Source organism: Rhodococcus sp. 14-2483-1-2, assembly GCF_002259405.1.
Classification (GTDB): Bacteria; Actinomycetota; Actinomycetes; order Mycobacteriales; family Mycobacteriaceae; genus Rhodococcoides.
The window spans coordinates 76,944-96,656 of the sequence record NZ_NPFW01000020.1 but is presented as its reverse complement, the minus strand read 5'-3'; the positions used below and the strand labels follow the sequence as shown (position 1 = coordinate 96,656).

At 64.8% G+C, this 19,713-nt stretch carries 22 protein-coding genes; 17 read left to right on the top strand and 5 right to left on the bottom strand.

The features are described 5' to 3' along the window. Nucleotides 1-63 precede the first annotated feature (63 nt). Genes CH295_RS17880 through CH295_RS17810 form a run of 15 tightly spaced genes read left to right on the top strand, consistent with a single transcriptional unit; the run spans nt 64 to nt 12,334 of the window. Nucleotides 64-1,578: an aldehyde dehydrogenase gene (locus CH295_RS17880; protein WP_094741479.1), complete on the top strand. Its 1,515-nt coding sequence runs from the start codon at nt 64-66 to the stop codon at nt 1,576-1,578. A 16-nt stretch (nt 1,579-1,594) separates the two neighbouring features. Then, on the top strand, nt 1,595-1,957 hold the full coding sequence (locus CH295_RS17875; protein ID WP_094741478.1) for a RidA family protein: 363 nt from the start codon (nt 1,595-1,597) through the stop codon (nt 1,955-1,957). A gap of 32 nt (nt 1,958-1,989) precedes the next feature. Then, nucleotides 1,990-2,508 carry a cupin domain-containing protein gene (locus CH295_RS17870; protein WP_094741477.1) on the top strand — a complete coding sequence of 173 codons (519 nt, stop codon included), beginning with the start codon at nt 1,990-1,992 and terminating at the stop codon, nt 2,506-2,508. Nucleotides 2,509-2,538: 30 nt separating this feature from the next. Beyond that, entirely contained in the window at nt 2,539-3,489 is a 951-nt protein-coding gene (locus tag CH295_RS17865) for a PDR/VanB family oxidoreductase (RefSeq protein ID WP_094741476.1), read from the top strand. An 8-nt stretch (nt 3,490-3,497) separates the two neighbouring features. Continuing rightward, nucleotides 3,498-4,502, top strand: a complete 1,005-nt coding sequence (locus CH295_RS17860; protein ID WP_094741475.1) for a VOC family protein — start codon at nt 3,498-3,500, stop codon at nt 4,500-4,502. After that, on the top strand, nt 4,499-5,308 hold the full coding sequence (locus CH295_RS17855) for an alpha/beta fold hydrolase (RefSeq protein ID WP_094741474.1): 810 nt from the start codon (nt 4,499-4,501) through the stop codon (nt 5,306-5,308). The genes CH295_RS17860 and CH295_RS17855 overlap by 4 nt, the downstream gene beginning before the upstream one ends. Next, nucleotides 5,305-6,039, top strand: coding sequence for an SDR family oxidoreductase (locus CH295_RS17850; RefSeq protein WP_094741473.1), 735 nt, complete (start codon nt 5,305-5,307; stop codon nt 6,037-6,039). Before CH295_RS17855 ends, CH295_RS17850 begins: the two co-directional genes overlap by 4 nt. An 11-nt stretch (nt 6,040-6,050) precedes the next feature. Then, a complete protein-coding gene (locus CH295_RS17845) occupies nt 6,051-6,833 on the top strand; it encodes an SDR family oxidoreductase (RefSeq protein WP_094741472.1) in 783 nt (260 codons plus the stop codon). A 27-nt stretch (nt 6,834-6,860) separates the two neighbouring features. Next, the gene (locus tag CH295_RS17840; RefSeq protein ID WP_094741471.1) at nt 6,861-8,528 is read left to right on the top strand and encodes a thiamine pyrophosphate-binding protein; all 1,668 of its coding nucleotides are present in this window, start codon (nt 6,861-6,863) and stop codon (nt 8,526-8,528) included. Continuing rightward, nucleotides 8,525-8,986, top strand: a complete 462-nt coding sequence (locus CH295_RS17835; RefSeq protein ID WP_094741470.1) for an alpha/beta fold hydrolase — start codon at nt 8,525-8,527, stop codon at nt 8,984-8,986. The genes CH295_RS17840 and CH295_RS17835 overlap by 4 nt, the downstream gene beginning before the upstream one ends. After that, a complete protein-coding gene (locus CH295_RS17830; protein ID WP_094741469.1) occupies nt 8,983-9,216 on the top strand; it encodes a recombinase-like helix-turn-helix domain-containing protein in 234 nt (77 codons plus the stop codon). The genes CH295_RS17835 and CH295_RS17830 overlap by 4 nt, the downstream gene beginning before the upstream one ends. 1 nt (nt 9,217) lies before the next feature. Continuing rightward, nucleotides 9,218-10,300 carry a Rieske 2Fe-2S domain-containing protein gene (locus tag CH295_RS17825; protein WP_094741468.1) on the top strand — a complete coding sequence of 361 codons (1,083 nt, stop codon included), beginning with the start codon at nt 9,218-9,220 and terminating at the stop codon, nt 10,298-10,300. Continuing rightward, nucleotides 10,297-10,629, top strand: a complete 333-nt coding sequence (locus CH295_RS17820; RefSeq protein ID WP_094741467.1) for a hypothetical protein — start codon at nt 10,297-10,299, stop codon at nt 10,627-10,629. The genes CH295_RS17825 and CH295_RS17820 overlap by 4 nt, the downstream gene beginning before the upstream one ends. After that, a complete protein-coding gene (locus CH295_RS17815; RefSeq protein WP_094741466.1) occupies nt 10,626-11,039 on the top strand; it encodes a RidA family protein in 414 nt (137 codons plus the stop codon). Before CH295_RS17820 ends, CH295_RS17815 begins: the two co-directional genes overlap by 4 nt. Before the next feature lie 41 nt (nt 11,040-11,080). Next, on the top strand, nt 11,081-12,334 hold the full coding sequence (locus CH295_RS17810) for an MFS transporter (protein ID WP_094741465.1): 1,254 nt from the start codon (nt 11,081-11,083) through the stop codon (nt 12,332-12,334). A gap of 121 nt (nt 12,335-12,455) precedes the next feature. Here the strand turns inward: CH295_RS17810 and CH295_RS17805 are convergent, their stop codons facing one another. Next, on the bottom strand, nt 12,456-13,088 hold the full coding sequence (locus tag CH295_RS17805) for an isochorismatase family protein (RefSeq protein WP_094741464.1): 633 nt from the start codon (nt 13,086-13,088) through the stop codon (nt 12,456-12,458). A gap of 123 nt (nt 13,089-13,211) precedes the next feature. Here CH295_RS17805 and CH295_RS17800 point away from each other — a divergent pair, with 123 nt between their 5' ends. Together CH295_RS17800 and CH295_RS17795 are read left to right on the top strand one after the other, a co-directional pair. Further along, entirely contained in the window at nt 13,212-14,192 is a 981-nt protein-coding gene (locus tag CH295_RS17800) for a GlxA family transcriptional regulator (protein WP_094741463.1), read from the top strand. After that, on the top strand, nt 14,189-15,025 hold the full coding sequence (locus tag CH295_RS17795; protein ID WP_170945955.1) for an adenylate/guanylate cyclase domain-containing protein: 837 nt from the start codon (nt 14,189-14,191) through the stop codon (nt 15,023-15,025). The genes CH295_RS17800 and CH295_RS17795 overlap by 4 nt, the downstream gene beginning before the upstream one ends. On the opposite strand, the gene CH295_RS17790 is transcribed toward CH295_RS17795, so the two are convergent. The 4 genes from CH295_RS17790 to CH295_RS17775 are packed head-to-tail and all read right to left on the bottom strand — an operon-like array spanning nt 15,012 to nt 19,679. Then, on the bottom strand, nt 15,012-16,568 hold the full coding sequence (locus CH295_RS17790) for a CocE/NonD family hydrolase (protein WP_212556187.1): 1,557 nt from the start codon (nt 16,566-16,568) through the stop codon (nt 15,012-15,014). The genes CH295_RS17795 and CH295_RS17790 overlap by 14 nt on opposite strands. A gap of 38 nt (nt 16,569-16,606) precedes the next feature. Further along, nucleotides 16,607-16,921 carry an AtuA-related protein gene (locus CH295_RS17785; protein WP_094741462.1) on the bottom strand — a complete coding sequence of 105 codons (315 nt, stop codon included), beginning with the start codon at nt 16,919-16,921 and terminating at the stop codon, nt 16,607-16,609. Further along, a complete protein-coding gene (locus tag CH295_RS17780) occupies nt 16,918-18,270 on the bottom strand; it encodes an acyclic terpene utilization AtuA family protein (RefSeq protein WP_252342086.1) in 1,353 nt (450 codons plus the stop codon). The genes CH295_RS17785 and CH295_RS17780 overlap by 4 nt, the downstream gene beginning before the upstream one ends. Continuing rightward, nucleotides 18,267-19,679: a CitMHS family transporter gene (locus tag CH295_RS17775; RefSeq protein WP_094741461.1), complete on the bottom strand. Its 1,413-nt coding sequence runs from the start codon at nt 19,677-19,679 to the stop codon at nt 18,267-18,269. The genes CH295_RS17780 and CH295_RS17775 overlap by 4 nt, the downstream gene beginning before the upstream one ends. Nucleotides 19,680-19,713 lie beyond the last annotated feature (34 nt).

Sequence of the window (19,713 nt, the reverse complement as noted above, 5' to 3'; positions counted from 1 at the left end):
TTACAACTGTCTTAGCGCAAAGATAAATGCTTCGCTACAGCCTCAGCCGAACGGACTTCTTCGATGACACTCGCTGCACAACACGTCTCAGCAACCCTCGCTGCCGACCTCACCGACGAGATCTATGTCGGAGGCAGCTGGGTCCGGGGCGCGGGAGATCCGATCGAGTCGATCGATCCTTCGAGCGGAGAAGTGTTCGCCACCCTCCACGCCGCGACGACCGAAGACGTCGACACCGCAGTCCGGAGTGGTTCCGCCGCGGCGCGGGTCAGCGGCTGGTCCACGATGCTGCTGCACGAGCGTGCCGCGGTTCTGCATCGAATCGGCAACGCGGTGGAGGACAACGCCGGCCGCATCGCGGCATTGCAGACCCTCGATACCGGTAAGACGCTGACCGAGACCCGAGCGCTGGCCATGAGCGCCGCCAACACATTTCGCTACATGGCCGCTGCGGTGGAGACCATGGACGGTGCCCTGACGACACCCCGCGGCCCATGGATGACGATGTCCACTCACGAGCCGATGGGCGTGATCGGTGCCATCACACCGTGGAACTCCCCCATCGCGTCCGACGCCCAGAAGATCGCTCCTGCACTGGCCGCGGGCAACGCCGTCGTCGCGAAGCCGCCTGTGTGGGCACCGTGGGTGACGCTGTTGCTGGCCCGGCTGTGCGACGAAGCCGGACTCCCCGCCGGCCTACTGTCGGTCCTCCCCGGCCCCGGCCGCACCGTCGGCGAAACTCTGGTCCGCCACCCCGGCGTCGCAAAAGTGACCTTCACCGGCGGAACCAGCACCGGTCGCCACCTGGCGCATCTCGCGGCCGACAAGTTGATGCCCATCACCTTGGAACTCGGTGGCAAGTCGCCCACCATCGTCTACGACGACGCCGACATAGAACGCGCACTGCAGGGCGTCCTGTACGGCATCTTCTCTTCGAGCGGACAGAGCTGCATCGCCGGTTCACGTATCTTTGTGCATCGCAACATCTTCGAGAGCTTCACCGCCCAACTCGTCGAGCGCGCGAAGCGACTGCGTCTCGGACCCGGAACGGACCCGAGTACCGACGTCGCACCGATGATCGCTCTCCGACATCGAGATTCTGTCGCCGACATGGTCGACGCAGCCGTCGAAAACGGTGCGACGGTGTTGTGCGGCGGCGCGATTCCGACCGAGGGCGCACTGGCAGGGGGTGCCTACTACCCGCCGACCGTGCTGACCGACGTGCGGAACTCCGACGCGATCTGCCAGGAGGAGATCTTCGGGCCGGTCGCGGTGGTGCTCCCCTTCGACGACGACCTCGACCTCGTCGAACAAGCGAACGACAGTGTCTACGGTCTCGCCTGCGGCATATGGACCGAAGACCACCGACGCGCACTGCGCACAGCGAAGTCCATCGACGCCGGCACCGTGTGGATCAACACGTATAAGCAATTCTCGATCTCCACGCCGTTCACCGGGCTGCGCGACAGCGGGCTCGGCACCGAGAAGGGCCGCGACGCGGTACGGCAGTACTCGAACCAGAAGAGCATCTACCTCGATCTTTCCGATACCCCCTTGACATGGGGCCGGAACCGATAAGCACGAAAGGATCAGCATGACAAGCACATTCACCAGTACATCGGCCCATCCTTACAGTCCCGCCTACAAGGTGGCCGGCTTCGGATTCGTCTCCGGCGCACTGTCCGTCGACACCGAGGGCACCGCGGTCCACGGCATCGAACCGGCCCTCGACGCAGCCGTCGCCAGGATGACCGAACGCCTCGCGACGATCGACATGACGCTCGCCGACGTCGTCAAGACCACCTACTTCGTCACCGACGTGACGACCCGCGACGCGGCGAACAGTCACTACAAGACCGTGTTCGCCGAGCCGCGGCCCGCGCGATCGTTCGTCGAGGTCGCCGCTCTCCCCTACGGCGCAACCGTGGAAATCGAAGCCATCGCATACCGACCCTGAAACCCTCCACCATCACTCGAAAGGACCCCATCATGACCGCTCCGGAGAAGACCACATCCGACCTCGAGAACCTGATCGATTCCTGCATCGCCAGCAAGGAAACCCGGTTCGAGGACTGGGACACCCTCGGGTTCCAAGCCGCCAAAGGCGGAGATCGCTTCAAGCGCGCGCAGATTCGCTACATCGGTTCGGGCGCAACGGGTAACCACGAGGGCGACTCCCGTTCGCTTCCGTCCGAGCACTTCACGTTCTCCAACATGCGCCTTCCCGCAGGCGCAGTCGGACCCGAGCACACCCACCACGACGTCGAAGAGGTCTTCTACGTCCTCGAAGGTGAACTCGAGGTCGCTGTCCACGACGTCGAGGACGGCACCAAGAAGGCAGTCCGCCGCCTCGGCTACCGCGATCTGATCCGCGTTCCCGCGGGCGTACCGCGCAGCCTCGCCAACGTCGGCGACACCGACGCGCTGTTCTGCGTCGTCATTGGCGCACCCAAGCCGCAGCTGCCCACCTACCCGCCGAGCTCCGAAATGTTCGGCGTCACTCGCTGACCGAACAAACCTGTACGGAAGGAACTTTCGATGTCCGAGCACACAGCGAGAACTCTGCGCGTGCAGTGCAAGAGCTACGAAGCCGACGGCGTCACCAGTGTCACGCTGGTCGATCCCGACGGCGGCGCGCTGCCGACGTGGGAACCGGGAGCTCACGTGGCTCTACACCTGCCCGGTGGTCTGACGCGCGAGTACTCGCTGTGCTCGGACCCGAGCGACACCAGCCGTTGGACCGTCGCGGTTCTGCGCGTCGAGAAGTCGCGGGGCGGGAGCCTGCACGTCCACGACAAGCTGTCGGTGGGTGCGCTGATCGAGGTCGACGGCCCCCGTAGCGCATTCGCACTCGACGAGAGCGCGCAGCGGCACGTACTCGTCGCAGGCGGCGTGGGTGTCACACCGATCGTTGCGATGATGCGCCGGCTCGAGCAGACCGGCTGCGAGTGGACGATGCTCTACGCAGGACGCTCTCGCAGGACCATGGCATTTGCCGACGAGATCGCCGGATTCCCCGCCGCCACCATCCACGCCGACGACGAACAGGGCGGTCTCCCCGACTTGCCTGCGCTTCTGGGCGAACTCTCGGCCGGAGCAGTTGTCTACTGCTGCGGCCCGGCTCCCCTTCTCGACGCCGTCGCCGCAGCCATGCCCCCTGAGGCAACACTGCGGACGGAACGCTTCGCGGCCCCGGAGATCGTCGCCCGAGAGGGCGGTGACACCGCATTCGACGTGGTGCTGAACCGCACCGGCGAGCGCGTGCCGGTCTCCCCGGATCAGTCGGTGCTCGACGCCCTGCTCGACGCCGGGCTGGACCTACCGAGCTCGTGCACCGAAGGGATTTGCGGTACTTGCGAAGTCGGCGTGGTCAAGGGCGATGTCGACCACCGCGACTTCCTGCTCGGAGAGGCCGAGCACGCGGCGAACAAGACCATGTTCCCGTGCGTATCACGTTGCCGCTCCGCCGAACTCGTACTAGACCTCTGAGGAGCCTCATGAACGTGCCCACTCACCGCCAGCCCGTCCTGACCGATACACCCGTCTGCAACCTCCGCAGTCTGCGATCGGTTGCCCTGACCGTGCCGAACCCCGTTGCATCACGCGACTTCTATCACGAGGTGTGGGGGCTGAGCACCGTCGAAGAAGACGGCGACCGCTTCTGGCTGCGCGCCACCGGAACCGACCATCACGTACTCGACCTGCAGCGCGGCGAATCGAACGCATTGGGGCGCATCAGCTTTGCCGTCGGTTCGCCCAAGGAGGTGGACGACGCAGCTCGTGCCCTGCACCGGATCGGCGTTCCCGTCCTGCGTGAACCCGGCATGCTCGACCACGCCGGCGGTGGCTACGGGCTCCGACTGGTCGACCCCGAGGGTCGCATCGTCGAACTGTCCGCCGACACACATGCGGTGCCCGCGCAGGATCCGAACGGCCGCCGGGCAATCCCTCGCAAGATTGCCCACGTCGTCCTCAACACGGTCGATATCGAACGGACTGCAGCGTTCTACACCCAGGTCCTCGGCATGCGGATCTCCGACTGGTCCGAGCGGCAGATGACGTTTCTTCGGTGCAACACCGACCACCATGTCATTGCGCTCAACCAAGCGCCCTGGACAGCGCTGAACCATATCGCCTACGAGATGCCGTCCATCGACCATTTCATGCGCGGAATCGGAAGCCTGCGCTCTCACGGCATCTCACCGCAGTGGGGTCCCGGCCGCCACGGCCCCGGCGACAACACCTTCTCCTATTTCACCGACCCCGCCGGCCTGGTCTGCGAATACACCTCGGAGGTCGAACAGATCGACGAAGATGCATGGCTCTGCCGGACCTGGCGTCGCACGCCCGAACTGTCGGATCAATGGGGCACGGCCGGACCGCCGACCGCCACCGTTCGAGCCGCGATGGCGGGCATCCCGGACCTCGGTGCACGAACACTGTTCGAGCCGAACCACTCCGACTACTTCATCCCGATACCCGAGCTGGTGGATATCTCATGACCATCGGCTCGATGACCGGTTCTACGTTCGTGAGCGGTCTACACGTGGTCGAACACCAGCCACCCGAACGAGTCTTCGAGCCGGTTGTGCTACTTCTGCACGGTATCGGCGGGTCGGCTCGATCATGTGTGCCGTTGGCGTCCGAATTGGCCGACCGCGGCGTTCAGGCATGGTGCCTCGACGCCGCCGGCTACGGTGAGTCCGCTGATCCTGGAGCAGACCACGATGCCGTCGCCGACGTCCTCCGCGTCGCCGACGCCATTTCACCAGAGCACCCTCTCGTGTTGCTGGGCACCTCGTGGGGCGGGGTGGTCGCCCTGGCAACAGCGCTCGCCCGACCCGAGCGGATCGCCGGACTCGTCCTCGCCGACAGCACTCGCGGCAGTGGCACAACCCCCGAAAAAGCCGAAGCCATGAGAGCCCGCTCTCGCGACCTGGCAGACCGAGGAAGCGCAGTGATCGCTGCCGAACGCGCCCCTCGACTTCTTGCCCCCAGCGCCGACCCCGAGATCGTCGAGACGGTCCGAGCCTCGATGTCCGCGTTGCGCCACAGCGGGTTCGCCGCGGCGGCGGAGTTCATGGCATCCACCGACCACGGCCCGCGGCTCGCAGAAATCATCTGTCCGACAATGGTTCTCGTCGGTGAGCATGACGTGGTGACCGGTGTGAACGAATCCCACCTACTCGCCGAGTCGATACCCGGAGCGCAGTTCCACTCGATCTCCGATGCAGGACACGTGGCAATTCAAGAACAGCCTGCCGCGGCCGCCGCACTCGTCACCAACTTCCTGGAGCACCTGACATGACCGGAACCATTGTCGTCACCGGCGGCGGCCGCGGACTCGGCCGATCCATCGCCGAACGACTCTGCAGCGACGGCAACCGAGTGGTCATCGCCGAACGGAATCCCGACACTGCCCACGAGTGCGCAGAAGCCCTGCGTCACAACGGGTACGACGCCGAGGCCGTGGTGACCGACATCGGTGACAGTGATTCCGTCCGCTCCCTCGCAGAGCGCGTGAGTGCGGAGCACGTGACCGGTCTGGTCAACAATGCCGCGATCGCAGACGGTGTCGGTGGCAAGACATTCTTCGATCTCGACGAGTCCGAGTTCGAGCGTGTCACCTCCGTCAACATTCGCGGTACATGGGCGGTGTCGAAGTACCTGTGGCCCGCCATCGCGAAGTCGACGGGCGCGATCGTCAACATCGCATCCGATGTCGCGATGTACGGGTCGCCGCGCTTGGTGCACTACGTCTCGTCCAAGGCTGCAGTGATCGGCATGACCAGATCGATGGCACGAGATGCCGGCGACTTCGGCGTCCGGGTGAATGCTGTTGCGCCCGGGCTCATCCGGGTGGAGGCGACCGAGAACGTTCCCGACATCCGCTACCGCACATACACCGAGGGCCGAGCCTTGAACCGCGAACAGACTCCCGAGGACGTCTCGGGCGTCGTCCGTTTCCTGCTGTCCGACGACGCAGCGTTCGTCACCGGGCAAACCATCGTCGTCGACGGCGGCTTCATCTTCCGCTGAGGAGCACACCCATGGATCTGCAGTTGAAAGACCGACGAATCCTGATCACCGGTGCCAGCTCGGGCATCGGTCTCGCGACGGCAACGATGCTCGCGGGTGAGGGTGCACGGCTTGCCCTGTGCGCCCGCGACGAGGATCGGCTACGCGAGGCGACTTCGGAGCTGGCGGCCAGTACCGACGTGTTCACCTTCTCGTGCGACGTGACGGACAGACAGTCGGTCGAGAACTTCGTCTCTCACGCAGTCGACAGCCTCGGCGGCCTCGACGGCCTGGTCTGTAACGCAGGCCGCTCGCTGATGAGCACGATCGACCAGACAACCGACGACCAGATCCGAGAAGAGTTCGATCTCAAGATCTTCGGAGCGCTCAATGTAGTCCGGGCGGCGAAGAAGGCACTGGCGTCGTCGGATTCGGGGGCGATCGTCGTCGTCAACGCGATCCTCTCCCGACAGCCGGAATCGCGGCTGGCGATCACCGCCGCCGCGCGGGCCGGTCTGCTCAACCTTTCCCGTTCACTCGCGCAGGATCTGGCTGCGGACAACATCCGCGTCAATTCCGTCCTGCTCGGTCTGGTCGACACCGGACAGTGGCAGCGCCGCTACACCGACAGCGACACCGCGCTCGATTTCGACGAGTGGAGCGCCGAGATCGCTGCGGATCGAGGCATCGGACTCGGACGCTTCGGCACCGCGGACGAGCTCGCTTTCCCCATCACCACGCTCCTCTCGCCGCTCAGCAGCTACATCACCGGCGCATCCCTCGACGTCGGCGGCGGCGTCCACCGCTACGTCTAGCGACCCGAACATTCTCAGGAGAGAGACATGACAGAAGAAGCAGTCGTCCGACGCACGGGCGGTGACGTACTCGTCGACGTGATGCGGCGCCACGGCGTCACCACCGCGTTCGGCGTCATCAGCATCCACAATCTTCCCCTCGTCGAAGCCGTCGATCGTGACCTCGAGTTCGTCGAGATGCGGCACGAAGCAGCTGCGGTCAACGCCGCCGACGCGTATGCCCGAGTCACCGGCGGCATCGGCGTCGCGCTGACGAGCACCGGAACGGGGGCCGGCAACGCAGCGGGATCGATGATCGAGGCGCTGACGGCCGGGAGCCGGGTTCTGCACATCACCGGGCAGATCGAGACCGAATTCCTGGCACCGAATCGGCCGACACCGAGCCGCGGAGTCATCCACGAATTCCCGAAGCAGCCGCAACTGCTCGACGCAGTGTCGGTGCACAGTGTCACCATAAACGACGTCAAAGACGTTGCGGTAGAGCTCGAGACCGCGATCCGCCGCATTCGATCGGCACCCACGGGCCCAGCCAGCATCGAGTGGCCCAGCGATCTGCAGTACCTGGCGACCCCCGAGAAGCAACGTCCTTTCGAGATGACCGACGTTCCCGCGCCGGTTGCCGACGCCGACACGATCGCACGCGCAGTCGAGCTGATCGATGCGGCGAACGCTCCCCTGTTCTGGCTCGGAGGCGGAGCAGCAGGCGCAGGCCCCGAACTCACCGAGCTCGCGCATCGAGTCGGAGCCGGCATCGTCACCAGCAACTCCGGCCGCGGCATCGTGCCCGAGACCGACCCCCTCGTCATCGGCAACTTCGCGACGACGCCGCAGGGGCGCGCTCTGCTCGCCGATTCCGACCTTCTCATTGCGGTCGGCACCCACTTTCGGTCCAACGAGACCGCGTCGTACAGCTTGTCCCTGCCTGACAACATCATTCAGATCGACGTCGAGCCGTCCACAATCGGCCGGGTCTACCCTGCCACCGTCGGGATCGTCGGAGATGCCAGGACCGTTCTGGCCTCTCTCGCTGATCGCGTTGCCTCACAGCCAGGTTGGGCAGCGCGGGTCACCGATGTCCGCGAGTCCGTACGCAGTGATCTGACCGAGTACATCGGCGGCTATGCCGACATCTGTGCGGCCATACGCTCGATCCTGCCCGACAGCTCGCCGATCGCCCGAGATGTCACAATCCCGTCCAGCCAGTGGGGCAACCGCCTGCTGCCGATACTCGAGCGCGAGACCAATATCTTCCCGTTGGGCGGTGGCATCGGCCAGGGCCTGGCGATGGGCATAGGAGCCGCTCACGGTCGACGTGATGCACCCACGTTGGTCATGGTCGGCGACGGAGGAATCGCGGTGCACCTGGGTGAGCTGGCCTCGCTCGCGGGCTCGAACGCGCACGTCATCGTGGTCGTATTCAACGACGGTGGCTACGGCGTTCTTCGGAACATGCAGGAAGCGAACGGGTTTCGTCGATCCGGTGTCGACCTGCACACTCCGCGCTTCGACCTGCTCGCGGCGTCTCTGGACATTCCGCATCGGCTGATCCAACGCGTCGAGACCTTCGCCGACGCGTTGACCGAAGCGGTGGGTCGCACCGGGCCGAGCATCATCGAGATCGACGTCGCCTCGGTAGAACCCACACCGGGGCCGTTCGTCCCGCCCGTTCACGTGCCGAACGAGGTCGAGCGATGAGCACCGTTGCAGCCGTGAGGTGGTGGGACGACGATGCCCAGATGGCCGTCGCGGCAGCCGTTCCGACGCATGTCTTCGCAGCGGGCACCGACGCCCACGCCGCCATCGAGCTTGCCGTGACCCACCCGGAGACCGTTCTGAGCCTGATTCTCGCCGACCCGACATTCGACGTCGAGCAGCATGCGTACCTACTTGCGTCGGTGACGGTTCCGACGCTCGTCATCGCGTCGGCACCGGAGCCCACCACCGATCTGACCATCCCGCAACGACTCGCCGGGGACATCGAGAACGCGGTTTTTGTCGTCATCGACGATGCAGTCACCCCCGTCCACACCGGTAACCGAGAGTCGTTCCACGAGTGGACGTCCTCCTTCGTCACCATCGCCGAAGGTCTGGCGCTCCGTTCCGGAACAGCACTCACCCCGCCCACTCCCCTCGTCGAAGGAGCGTTCCGATGATCACTCGCACAGCCCGCGAGCCGTATCTGGAAACACACCAGACCCACCCGCAGCCGATCACGCCGTACGAGCGCAAGCTCGCCGGCTCGCTGAGCGAGATCTACTCCGGCGGAGTCGACACCCTGGACGGCGTCGTCGCCGGCCTGAACGAACTCGGCCTGCACGGGCCGGACGGCGGTCCGTGGACCGCCGACAACTTCCGCGCCGAGATGCGCAGATTGGGGAAATGAGATGACCACCACCGAAGCTCGTCCGACCGGTCGCCGCTCCGGCCCGACCTACGCCGTCGGAACCCGTCGGCACCTGGACGCCGAGGACATCGCCGCCACCGGTATCCGCGACCGCTGGTACCCGATCCTGCCGTCGCACATGGTCGAAGCGGGTGCGATGGTGCCCGTCCGCCGCCTCGACGTCGACTGGGTGCTGTTCCGGGACGCACAGGGAACCGTCCGCATGCTCGAAGACCGCTGCCCACACCGCAGTGCTCCGCTGTCGGTCGGTCAACACCTCGGCGACCGCATCGCATGCATGTATCACGGCGTGCAGGTGGACGGAACCGGAACCGTCGTGTCTGTTCCCGGCATGCCCGGTTGCGCATTGGAGGGCCGTCGAGCCACCGTCAGTCTCGACGTCGTGGAAGCCGCGGACACCATCTTCGCGTTCGTACCGCTGACCAACGACTCGGTCCCGACGCCGTTCGTACTTCCCGATCGGTTGGCCGACCCCGAGGTGTCGTGGTTTCCCAACTACGCCGAATGGGCTGGGCCGTGGCGGTTCTACATGGACAACGTCTTGGATCCGATGCACGGCGCATTCCTGCACCGAGACTCGCATTCGATGTTCGGTGGCGACGTTTCTGCGCGCTTCCGAATTCGCGAGACCGATCGCGGGTTCTTCTTCGAGAAGACCGACCAACGCGGTGTGAACTTCGACTGGGTCGAATTCGTTCGTGGATCGATGGATTTCGTCGATCTGGAGATCCCTTACGGTCCCGGCGCTGGGCCCGGAGGCGTCTTCGGCATCGTCGGCATGAGTACACCGATCGACCGCGAGAACTCGGCGATCTTCCACTGGCGCACCCGGCGGGTCAGTGACTGGGAGCGCGAATCCTGGCGGTTCCTGTACCGCACCGTTCTCGAGGAGAAGCACTGGCAGGTGCTCGAGCAGGACCGCGCGGTACTGGAAGTGCTTGCGTCGGACGCTGATAGAGAAGAGCACCTGTACCAGCACGATCTGGGCGTCGCGCGCATCAGGCGACTGTATCGCGCCGACGCGCTCGCCCAGGCAGAGAAGCTGTCGAGCGTCAACGCATGAATGAAAACACTTTGATGCTGACGGTCCTGCTGCGGCACGACCAGACTCAGAATCTGGAGCAGCTTCAGGGACGACTGGACGACAACGACTGGTGGCACGGGTTTCCGCCCGAGGGCTGCGAGGTCGTGTCGTGGGTAGTCGCGATGGGCATCGGGCAGATCGTCACCCTACGGTTGCCCGCCCATCGACTGTCCACCGTCAACGTCGAAATCGAGCGCCGGGCATGGGGCACATTCGCCACGGAGTTCTATCCGACCTACGACTTCGTGCCCGTCCGCGAACGCCTCACCCGTGAATCCGACGACCGCAGCAGGGCTCTCTCGTCATGACACGGGAAACCCACCCGGACGTTGCCGAACCACCTCGACCCGGGATGTTCAGCAACGCCCGCGTCGTGGGTGACCAGTTCTTTCTGTCCGGCATGCACGCGGGCACACCATCTGGTCCGGTCGGCGGGTCGGACCCCTATCTTCAGGCCGTCGAGGCGTTCCGGCGCATCGGAGCCCTCGTCGTGGCCTGCGGCGCACGCGTCGACGACATTGTGACGCTGCGGATCTACCTCACCGATATGGCCGACAAGGCCGCCGTCAGCCGGGCACGCGGCGGCGTGTTCCGCGGTGACCTTCCCTGTTCGACCCTCGTCGAGGTGTCGGCGCTTGTCGAGCCCGAACTCAGTGTCGAGATCGAGGCTCACGGTTTCATTCCCGTCGTCCGCACCGCGGACGCACGAATCAGCTGATTCGGCGCATCCAGCGTCGACCTACACATCGAGGACGCATAATGAGCGGACCGACCATGACCAGAAATCCCGCCCCTCCCATCACCCGACCCAACTGGTCGGCGTTGACGCTGGCCTTCATCGCCGTCGTGCTCGACGGCTACGACACGATCGCACTAGGCTTGTCCGTACCTGCTCTCTCTGCAGATTGGGGCGTGGCACCGTCGCATTTCACACCCGCGCTGGCATTGACCAGTCTCGGTGTGGCTTTCGGCTACATCGCGGTGGGACGACTCACCGCACGGTTCGGTTGCCGCAACGTCATCCTGGTGGCGGTCGCGGTGTTCACCGTGGGTTCCCTGCTCACCGCATGGGCTGGGTCGATAGTCGAACTCACCGCTCTGCGGTTCATCACCGGCCTCGGACTCGGAGCGGTCATGCCCGCTGCAGTAGCCCAGACGACAGCACTGAACCCGGCACGTCTTCGTCAGTCGATCGCAGTGTTCGTGACCATGGGTATCTCGCTCGGCGCTTTGATTGCCGGTGTCGCCGGCAGCCAGCTGGTACGTAACTTCGGCTGGCCCTCGGTCTTCATCGCCGGTGCCATTGCATCGGCAATCCTGTTCCCGTTCCTGTGGTTCAAACTTCCCGACGAGCGCACGGTCATCGGAGACGTCCCTGTCGCCGATGCCAAGCACAGCGCATCCGTCGCTCGTCTCTTCGACCCGGACGTCCGCACGCGGACGCTGCTGCTGTGGGTCTTCTCGTTCCTCGTGTTCTCGGTCTTCTACATCTTCTCTTCGTGGCTGCCGACTTTGCTCACCAGCTACGGCTTCAGTACCGGACTGGCACCGTTGGGCTCGGCGGCACTCGGCGTCGGCAGCATCATCGGCGCAGGGATATTGATCGTCTGTGCCACGAAGTTCAGGATGACCTCAGTCCTCGCCGGTACCACCGCTGCGGCGATTGTCTTCCTTGTCATCTCGGCGTTCCTCGGACCGGACAAGGCCCTCCTGCTTATCGTGTTCGGTGGCGTCGGCCTCGGTCTTCAGGCGGGAATGATCGGCCAGGCAGCGGTCGCTGTCTCGATCTACCCCCAACGCACCGCCGCGACGGGCGTCGGATGGACCTCGTCGATGGGACGGCTGGGATCGGTCGTCGGACCCATAGTCGGCGGGGCGCTCATCGGTCTCGGCACTTCGACCAGCACTATCGTGTTGCTCGCCTGCATTCCCGTATTCGGAGCGCTTCTCGTCGTCGTGGCCCTCGGCAGAGTTCGTGTGGCGCAGCGAGCAGACACGCGCGTCGAGGCATAAGCCCGGGTTCGAAACCGTGAAAGACGCACAACCATTGAGCCCGGGGACCGAGAGGCCCCGGGCTCAATGGTGCGAATCGGTCTGCATCTTGTTGTCCGACTGAGCGTCGAACCGAACAGTGTCAGGCCACCGCGTCGTTGCCCTGCGCTGCCGAGACCACCAGATTGTTTGCAGTGAGCCCATTTCCGTTCTTGACTGCGTCGACCCACTGGTCAGTGGACGCCACTGCTGCGAAGTTCGATTGCAGGAGCACCATCAACGCCTTGTGCAGTTGCTCCGCCGAGACGGTGCCCGCCTCGTTCGAGAGATTGATCGCGCCGGTGGCGTCGGACAGGATCTCGACGTTAAGGTCCAGTACCTCGGCGTCGGCGCTGGAGGCGAGGTCGCAGTTGTTGGTCATGTAGCCGACGATCGTGACGGTATCGATGTCGTTGCTCTGCAACCACTTCGCGACGCCGGTCCCGGCGAACACGCTGCTGTACTTCTTCTCGACTCGCTCGAAGGACGGCTGCACGAGCGCCTGGATGTCGGGGTGCAGTTCGTAGGTCGGGGTGCCCTTCACGAACGCGGGTGCGCCGTCGGGCATCTCGTGCTGCACGATCGCGACGGGAAGATCCTGTGCCGCAGCGGCTTCGATCGCCCGTACGATGTTGGCCAACGACTCCCTTCTGGGCGGGTACTGAATCTGCAACACACCCTCGAAGTACTCCTGCTGGACGTCGATGACGATCAATGCTCTGCGCGGTGCGGTCATGATGTTCTCCTTCGACTGGCGTTCTCGGTCGCTTCTTATCCTCCGGTGCGCACCTTGCGTTCACGAGTGGCACGGATGCATACTTTCGATTGATTTGCGCCAACATTCGAGATCGGAGACGCCATGCGGATCGCGCTCTACGCGTTCGACGGCATCACCATGTTCCATCTCGCCGCGCCGTTGATGGTGTTCGGTGAGGTGACTCGACTCGGACTCGCTCCGGATTGGGAGACGCGAGTGTGGTCCGACGAAGCCGGTTCGATCCGCACTGAGGAGGGCTTCCCGGTTGGCGACATCGCTGGCCCCGATACCGTCGACTGGGCTGACATCGTCATCGTGACGTCGTGGCCGGAGTCGTTGCCTTACATACGCACTGACCTCTCGAACGCACTCCGTGGGGCACATATGCGAGGCGCAGAAATCGCGGGTCTCTGCCTCGGCTCGTTCGCCGTCGCAGACACCGGGTTGCTGGCTGGCCGGCCCGCCGTCACGCACTGGACCAAGATGCCCGAACTGCGCGAACGCAACTCGCAGAACGTCCTCGAAGAGTCGGTGCTCTACATCGACCACGGCGACGTGATGACCTCCGCAGGCACTGCTTCGTCGATCGATTCCTGCCTGCATATCGTGCGCAAGCACCTCGGTTCGGCCGCCGCGACGCGGGTAGCGCGCAGTCTGGTGGTCGCACCCCATCGAGACGGCGGTCAGGCGCAGTACATCGAACGTCCGGTCATCGAGGCGTCGGGAGACACTGCGATCGCCGACGTCCTGAGCTGGGCACTCGAACGACTCGACGAGCCGTTACCCATCGAGCGACTTGCCGAACACGCGCGCATGAGCCGACGCAGCTTCATCCGTCAGTTTCAGCTCGAGACGGGGTCCACGCCGGCTCGCTGGGTGCTGGACAAGCGCCTCGAGGAAGCTCGGAGCCTGCTCGAAACGACCGACCGCAGTATCGAGAACATCGCTGCCCTGTGCGGATTCGGCAGCGCCGTCACCCTGCGTCAGAACTTCCGCTCTGCATTCGCGGTGACACCGACGGCCTATCGACGGCAATTCGCCGTCGGATGTGCGCCCACGGATGCGGTCGACAGGCAAGGATGAGCGACGTGATCCTGTGGATAGTTGCCGGAGTCGAGCTCGCCGCCATCATCGCTCTCGGTGTGGTCTTGATCGTGTCGCGTCGAAAGTTGAAGCACACACGTCGGGCACTCGACCGTGCACTCGAATCGCAACAACGTCGCAAGCGACGCGGTCTGGTGCCCTTTGCGATCAGAACTGCCTTCCACACCACGGACCTACTCATCACCAAGGGCTTCGGCGCAACGGTCCGGAACTCCGTCGAAGACCTCGCAGGCTGGGCGAAGGTGGAACGCCCCGATCTGGCACGCATGACCGCCGACGGCGACATCGTGGTGATGTTCTCCGACATCGAGGGGTCGACCGCACGCAACGAGGAACTGGGCGACCGCGGTTGGGTGAAACTGCTCGAGAAGCACAACAAATTGATTCGCAAACATGTCGACGACCACGGCGGTCACGTGGTGAAGAGCCAGGGCGACGGTTACATGATCGCCTTCTCCGACCCGGCCCAGGCGGTGCGCTGCGGAGTGAAAGTCCAGGAAGCGCTGCTGCAGAACCCCGATCGCTGGGACCGCATCCGCGTCCGCATGGGCGTGCACGTCGGCAGCTCGGTGCGACGCGGCGACGACCTGTTCGGCCTCAACGTCGCCATGGCGGCACGCGTCGCGGGACAGGCCGACGGCGGTGAGATTTTGGTCAGCGAACCGGTGCGCAACGCCATCGGTGCGGCTCACGATCTGACTCTCGGTACTCCGCGAGACGTCGAACTCAAAGGAATGAGCGGAAGTTTCCAGTTGTATCCGGTGGCGCTGCCGGTGCAACCGGATACAACTCCGTCCATCAGCGCACGGTAGCGCTGGGGAGCACCGGCACGGTCAAGGACGAACCGCCCCCTCCGGTTCGGACGATGACGTCACCCGCTGGGGCGTCGTCGGTGATGTCGGGGTAGTCGTCGCTGCGAACCTGCACTTGCAGCCGATGCCCGGCCGGCAATCGGAAGTGCGTCGGCCACGCCCGTACGTCCAATTCGTACTCCTGCCCAGGTATTACGGGCTCGGGCGCTACGGATCCGTTGCGATGGCTTGCCTTCAGCCAGCCCTGAGTGATGCGCTCCACGGTGCCGTCCGGTGCCACGTCGTCGACGATGACCGCGAGGTTGCCGTCGGACGCGGTGAAGGCCGCCGAGACCTTCGCCGTCGGGGACCCTGCGATCACCACATCAGCGGGCAGCGGAGTGGTCGAAAAGACCACCGCGGCTTCGGCAGCGTCGGTGTGATCCGTCGGCACTGTGTAGACGCGACTGCCCTGCTCGGTCGACACCGGGCTCAGGCCACCGTCGGTCCCCATCGTCAGCGTCAGCTCGGTCGATTCAGCGGGTGGCCACTGCCCGAATTCTTGCCAGCCACGTTCGACGGGCCCCGAGGAGATCTCGTACGAGTTGACCCGCTGGGCGGGCAGCGGTGCGGAGTCGTCCCCGCGCAGCCACTTGTCCCACCATGCGAGGTATGCCCCCGTGCCGATATCGGCCTTCTGGCCTGCCGGCATCCCATGTTCCCACGGACCGGCTACGACCCACGTCAAGTCCGGGTGTGCACTGTAGTTCTGCATCATCGGGTCTCGGTAGCGGTCGTACCATCCCCCGACTTGCAACATGGGGACATCGATGTTCTGCCATTTCGCCTTGACGCTGCGGTCGATCCAGTACTCGTCGTACAGCGGATGCTCGTCGTACGGACCCTCGGTGGCCGGGGCTGTGCTCGCTTGCCACGTGCGGATGGTGTCGGATCGGATTCCGCCGCGGTAGATGGTGTTCTCGTACCAGTCACTGAATGCATCGACCGGGATGACTGCGGCCAGGTGTGGCGGATTGTTGGCTGCGGCGAGCATCGATGTGTGACCGCCGTAGCTGACACCGGATTGTCCGACCTTGTCCGTCGACCACGGCTGTGCTGCAGCCCATTCGACGAGATCGTAGTTGTCCTGCTGTTCCTGCGGGCCGAACGGATCCAGTACGCCTGGAGAATCGCCGGATCCCCGGACGTTGCACAACAGGATGTTGTACCCACGTTCGACCAGATACGCCGAGTCCACTGCCAACTGGTCGAGCACGTCGTAGGCGTTGAGGTCGTAGACGATGGTCGGGAACTTCTCTGCGACCGGCACGTTGCCGTCATCACCGGGTCGATTCACGTCACACGCCAGCGCGGCACCGTCGCGCATCGGAACCTCCATGCGCTCGGAGGTGACCGAGTATTCGGCCGCACGCCCGTAGATGAAGAACGGGTCTGTCGGTACTTCGCGAGGTGCCGCTGCAGCAGCACCGGCTGCCTGTTCCACCAGCACTACGGCAAGAGTCAGGGCCAGGGGTACGCGGATGTTGCGGATAACAATCTCCATCCATCGGGCGGCTGGGCCGCAAGAGTCGGAAAATGGGGTCAAAGACATTCGGGTACAGCCATATTCAGCAGGTGGTAGCTCAGACACTTGCCATGTCCGTCCAGAACAGGGCTTCCTGTCACTCCCCCACCGAGCACGCCGGGTAGCTCGAACACCAACCCGGAGACCAGGGGCATTTCGGTGCGGCGCACGTCTCCGGTGATCAACGGTGCGAAGTGCGTGGCAACGGCATCGACAGTCAGTTCGCGGGACAGTAGCTCGTAGTGTTCGTCGGTCCGCGGGAAGACAGCCAGAATGAGGGTGTCGCCCTTGTCCCCGGTTCGCACGTCGGCGAAATCGTCGACAGTCCTCATACCGTCACCTCCGTGATGTGTACAGCGGTCGTGACCTGTGCACGTGGAATCAGACACGATCTGATCGCGAGCACCTCGCTGCTGCTGCTCCGTGCGCCGCCTCCCCCGGCAGGGCCGTTGGTGTACAGACTTTCGACTTCCCATCCCACCAACGCAGCGGTCTCCGTGTTGGGCACCTTTGCCGTGACGCGCAGTCGCACTTCGGGGACATCGGTTGGGGCAGCAAGTCCGCGGAATGCTGCACCCGCCCCGATGTACTCGATGCCGACATTCTCCGCCGGAACGCCGTGCACCTCCCACAGTCGTTGCTGCACAATCTCTCCAGCAAGCTGCGCGCGTTGCAGTGCGCGTGGCCCGGCGTAGCTGATCTGCCCTTCACCGAGCCAACCGCCGCGAAATCCGAGGGTCACCTTCAGCTCCTCGGGCCGTGTACTGCCCGTCGCCCCGCACACCGCCACCCGGTCGGGCCCGACTGTCTGGAACGCAACTCCGGTGAAATCGGCGGTCACGTCCGGCGTCAGATAGCTGGCGGGATCACCGACCTCGTAGAGCAACTGTTCGGCGCACGTTCGCCGCGTCAGCTCCCCGCCGGTGCCATCGACTTTGCCGAATTCGGCTGTGCCATCGGCACGCACGTCCCCGAACGGGAAGCCCAGATGTGCCAAACCCTGCACAGGCTTGGTGACCGGGTCGGCGAAGTAGCCTCCGGTCAGTTGGCCCGCGCATTCGAGTAGATGTCCGACGGCCGTCCCTGCACCGAGCGTCTCCCAATCCTGCCCGGCCCAACCGAACTCGTGCATCAGCGGCGCGAGATACAGCGCCGGATCGGCAAGACGGCCGGTGACGATCACGTCGGCACCGACGTCGAGTGCGGGCAGTACCGCATCGGCCCCGATATAGGCGTTGGCCGACACCAGTTCCTCGGAATGCTCCGACAGAGGGCGGCCGGTCTCCCACACCACCGGATCGATGCGACGCACCGCGTCGAGCACGTCGTCGCCGGTGACAGCAGCGATGCGCACCGAACGCGAGCACACCTGCTCCGCCACCTGCGCGACGACAGCTGCTGCCGCAACAGGATTCGCGGCTCCGGAGTTGGTGACGACGGTGATGCCCTGCTCAGTGGTCGAGCCGAGTACGGCGCGCATGCGCGCTGCGAGGAGCGGGTCGTAGCCCGCCGTGGGATCGAGCAATTTTCGTGCCTGCCCTGTCGCAACGGTCCGCTCTCCGAGGCACTCGAAGATCAGATAGTCGAGCTCGCCTCGCTCGGCCAAGATCTGGGCGGGGTCGATGCGATCGCCGGCAAACCCTGCGCCCGCGCCCAATCGGACGGTTCCGGGGGCGCTCACGATACCCACACCGGGATGACGCCCGTCGCGAAGGCGACCCCGAGCATGCCGAGGCTGACCAGCCATGCCCACCCCAAGGTATGCCGGATGTGCCTGCCGATATCGACTTTGGCCAGACCGACGAGGAGGTAGAACGCGCCCGTCATCGGACTGATCGGGAAGCCGACGGTCTCCTCACCGATGATCGACGCCTGAGCGAGATGGATTGCGCTGATGCCGAATTGGTCGCCGACCTCGATGAGTACCGGCAGCACACCGAAGTAGTAGGCGTCGGGGCCGAAGATCAGACTCATCGGGACGGCGAACACCCCGACGATGAGCGGAAGTGCTGGTGCCATCCAGTCCGGAATCACGTTGGCGGCGCTGACGGCCATCGATTCGATCATGCCGCTGCCATCGAGCACACCGAGCAGAACACCGGCGGCGAGCAGCGTGCCCACCATCAGCATCGCGCCGACAGCATGCGCTTCGATACGGGCGGACTGCGCCTTCATGCCCGGGTAATTGATCAGGAGCGCAACGATGGTCGCGATGATGAAGCAGGTCTCTGGAGGCGCGACGGCCGCGATCAGTGCGGCGAGTGTCGCGACAACGAGAACGACGTTGACCCAGAACAGCTTCGGACGTAGCAAGCTGGGCTCGTCAGGCTTGTCAGGCTCTTCTGGGGTCTCGTCACCGACCGAGCCGGGTGAGGCCGGCTCGTCTGATCCGCCGGTAGCGGGTACGGGGATTCGCTGTCCGACGCGGGCCGTCGACTCCTCCACCTCGGCCGAGACATCACCTGCTGCGACCTTCGCCAACCGTGTCCGCTCTCGGCGTCCGAGGTAGTACGCGATGGCCAACGCGAACACCACGCCGGCAATCTGCGCGGGAATCAGCGGCACCCACAGCACGTTGGCGTCGACGCCCAATGTTGCTGCCGCTCGCGCCGTCGGGCCGCCCCAGGGAACGAGGTTCATCACGCCCGCACCCAGTCCGACACACGTGGCCAGCACCAGCCGGCTCATCCCGAGGCGCTCGTAGATCGGCAGCATCGCGGGAACGGCGATGAGGAACGTGACCGCGCCTGCCCCGTCGAGATGGGCGACCAGCGCAAGAGCCGTCGTAGCCACGGCGACAGTCGGCGGTGCGCTGCCTGCCCACTTCACGATGCGCGCGATGAGGGGATCGAACAGACCTGCGTCGCGCATGATCCCGAAGAAGACGATCGCGAACAGGAACATCGCCGCAACGCCGACGACCCCGCCGAGTCCCTCTTTGACGAACCCTGCCACCTCGGACGGCGAGTTGCCGGCCAGGAACGCCGCAGCAAGCGGGACACCTGCAAGCGCGACGATGGCCGCGACGCGTTGGGTGAACAACAGCAGCAGGATGATGGCAATCGTCCCGAAGCCGAGCAGTGACAGCATGTGATCTCCTTCATCGAATACGACGAGTGTTGTG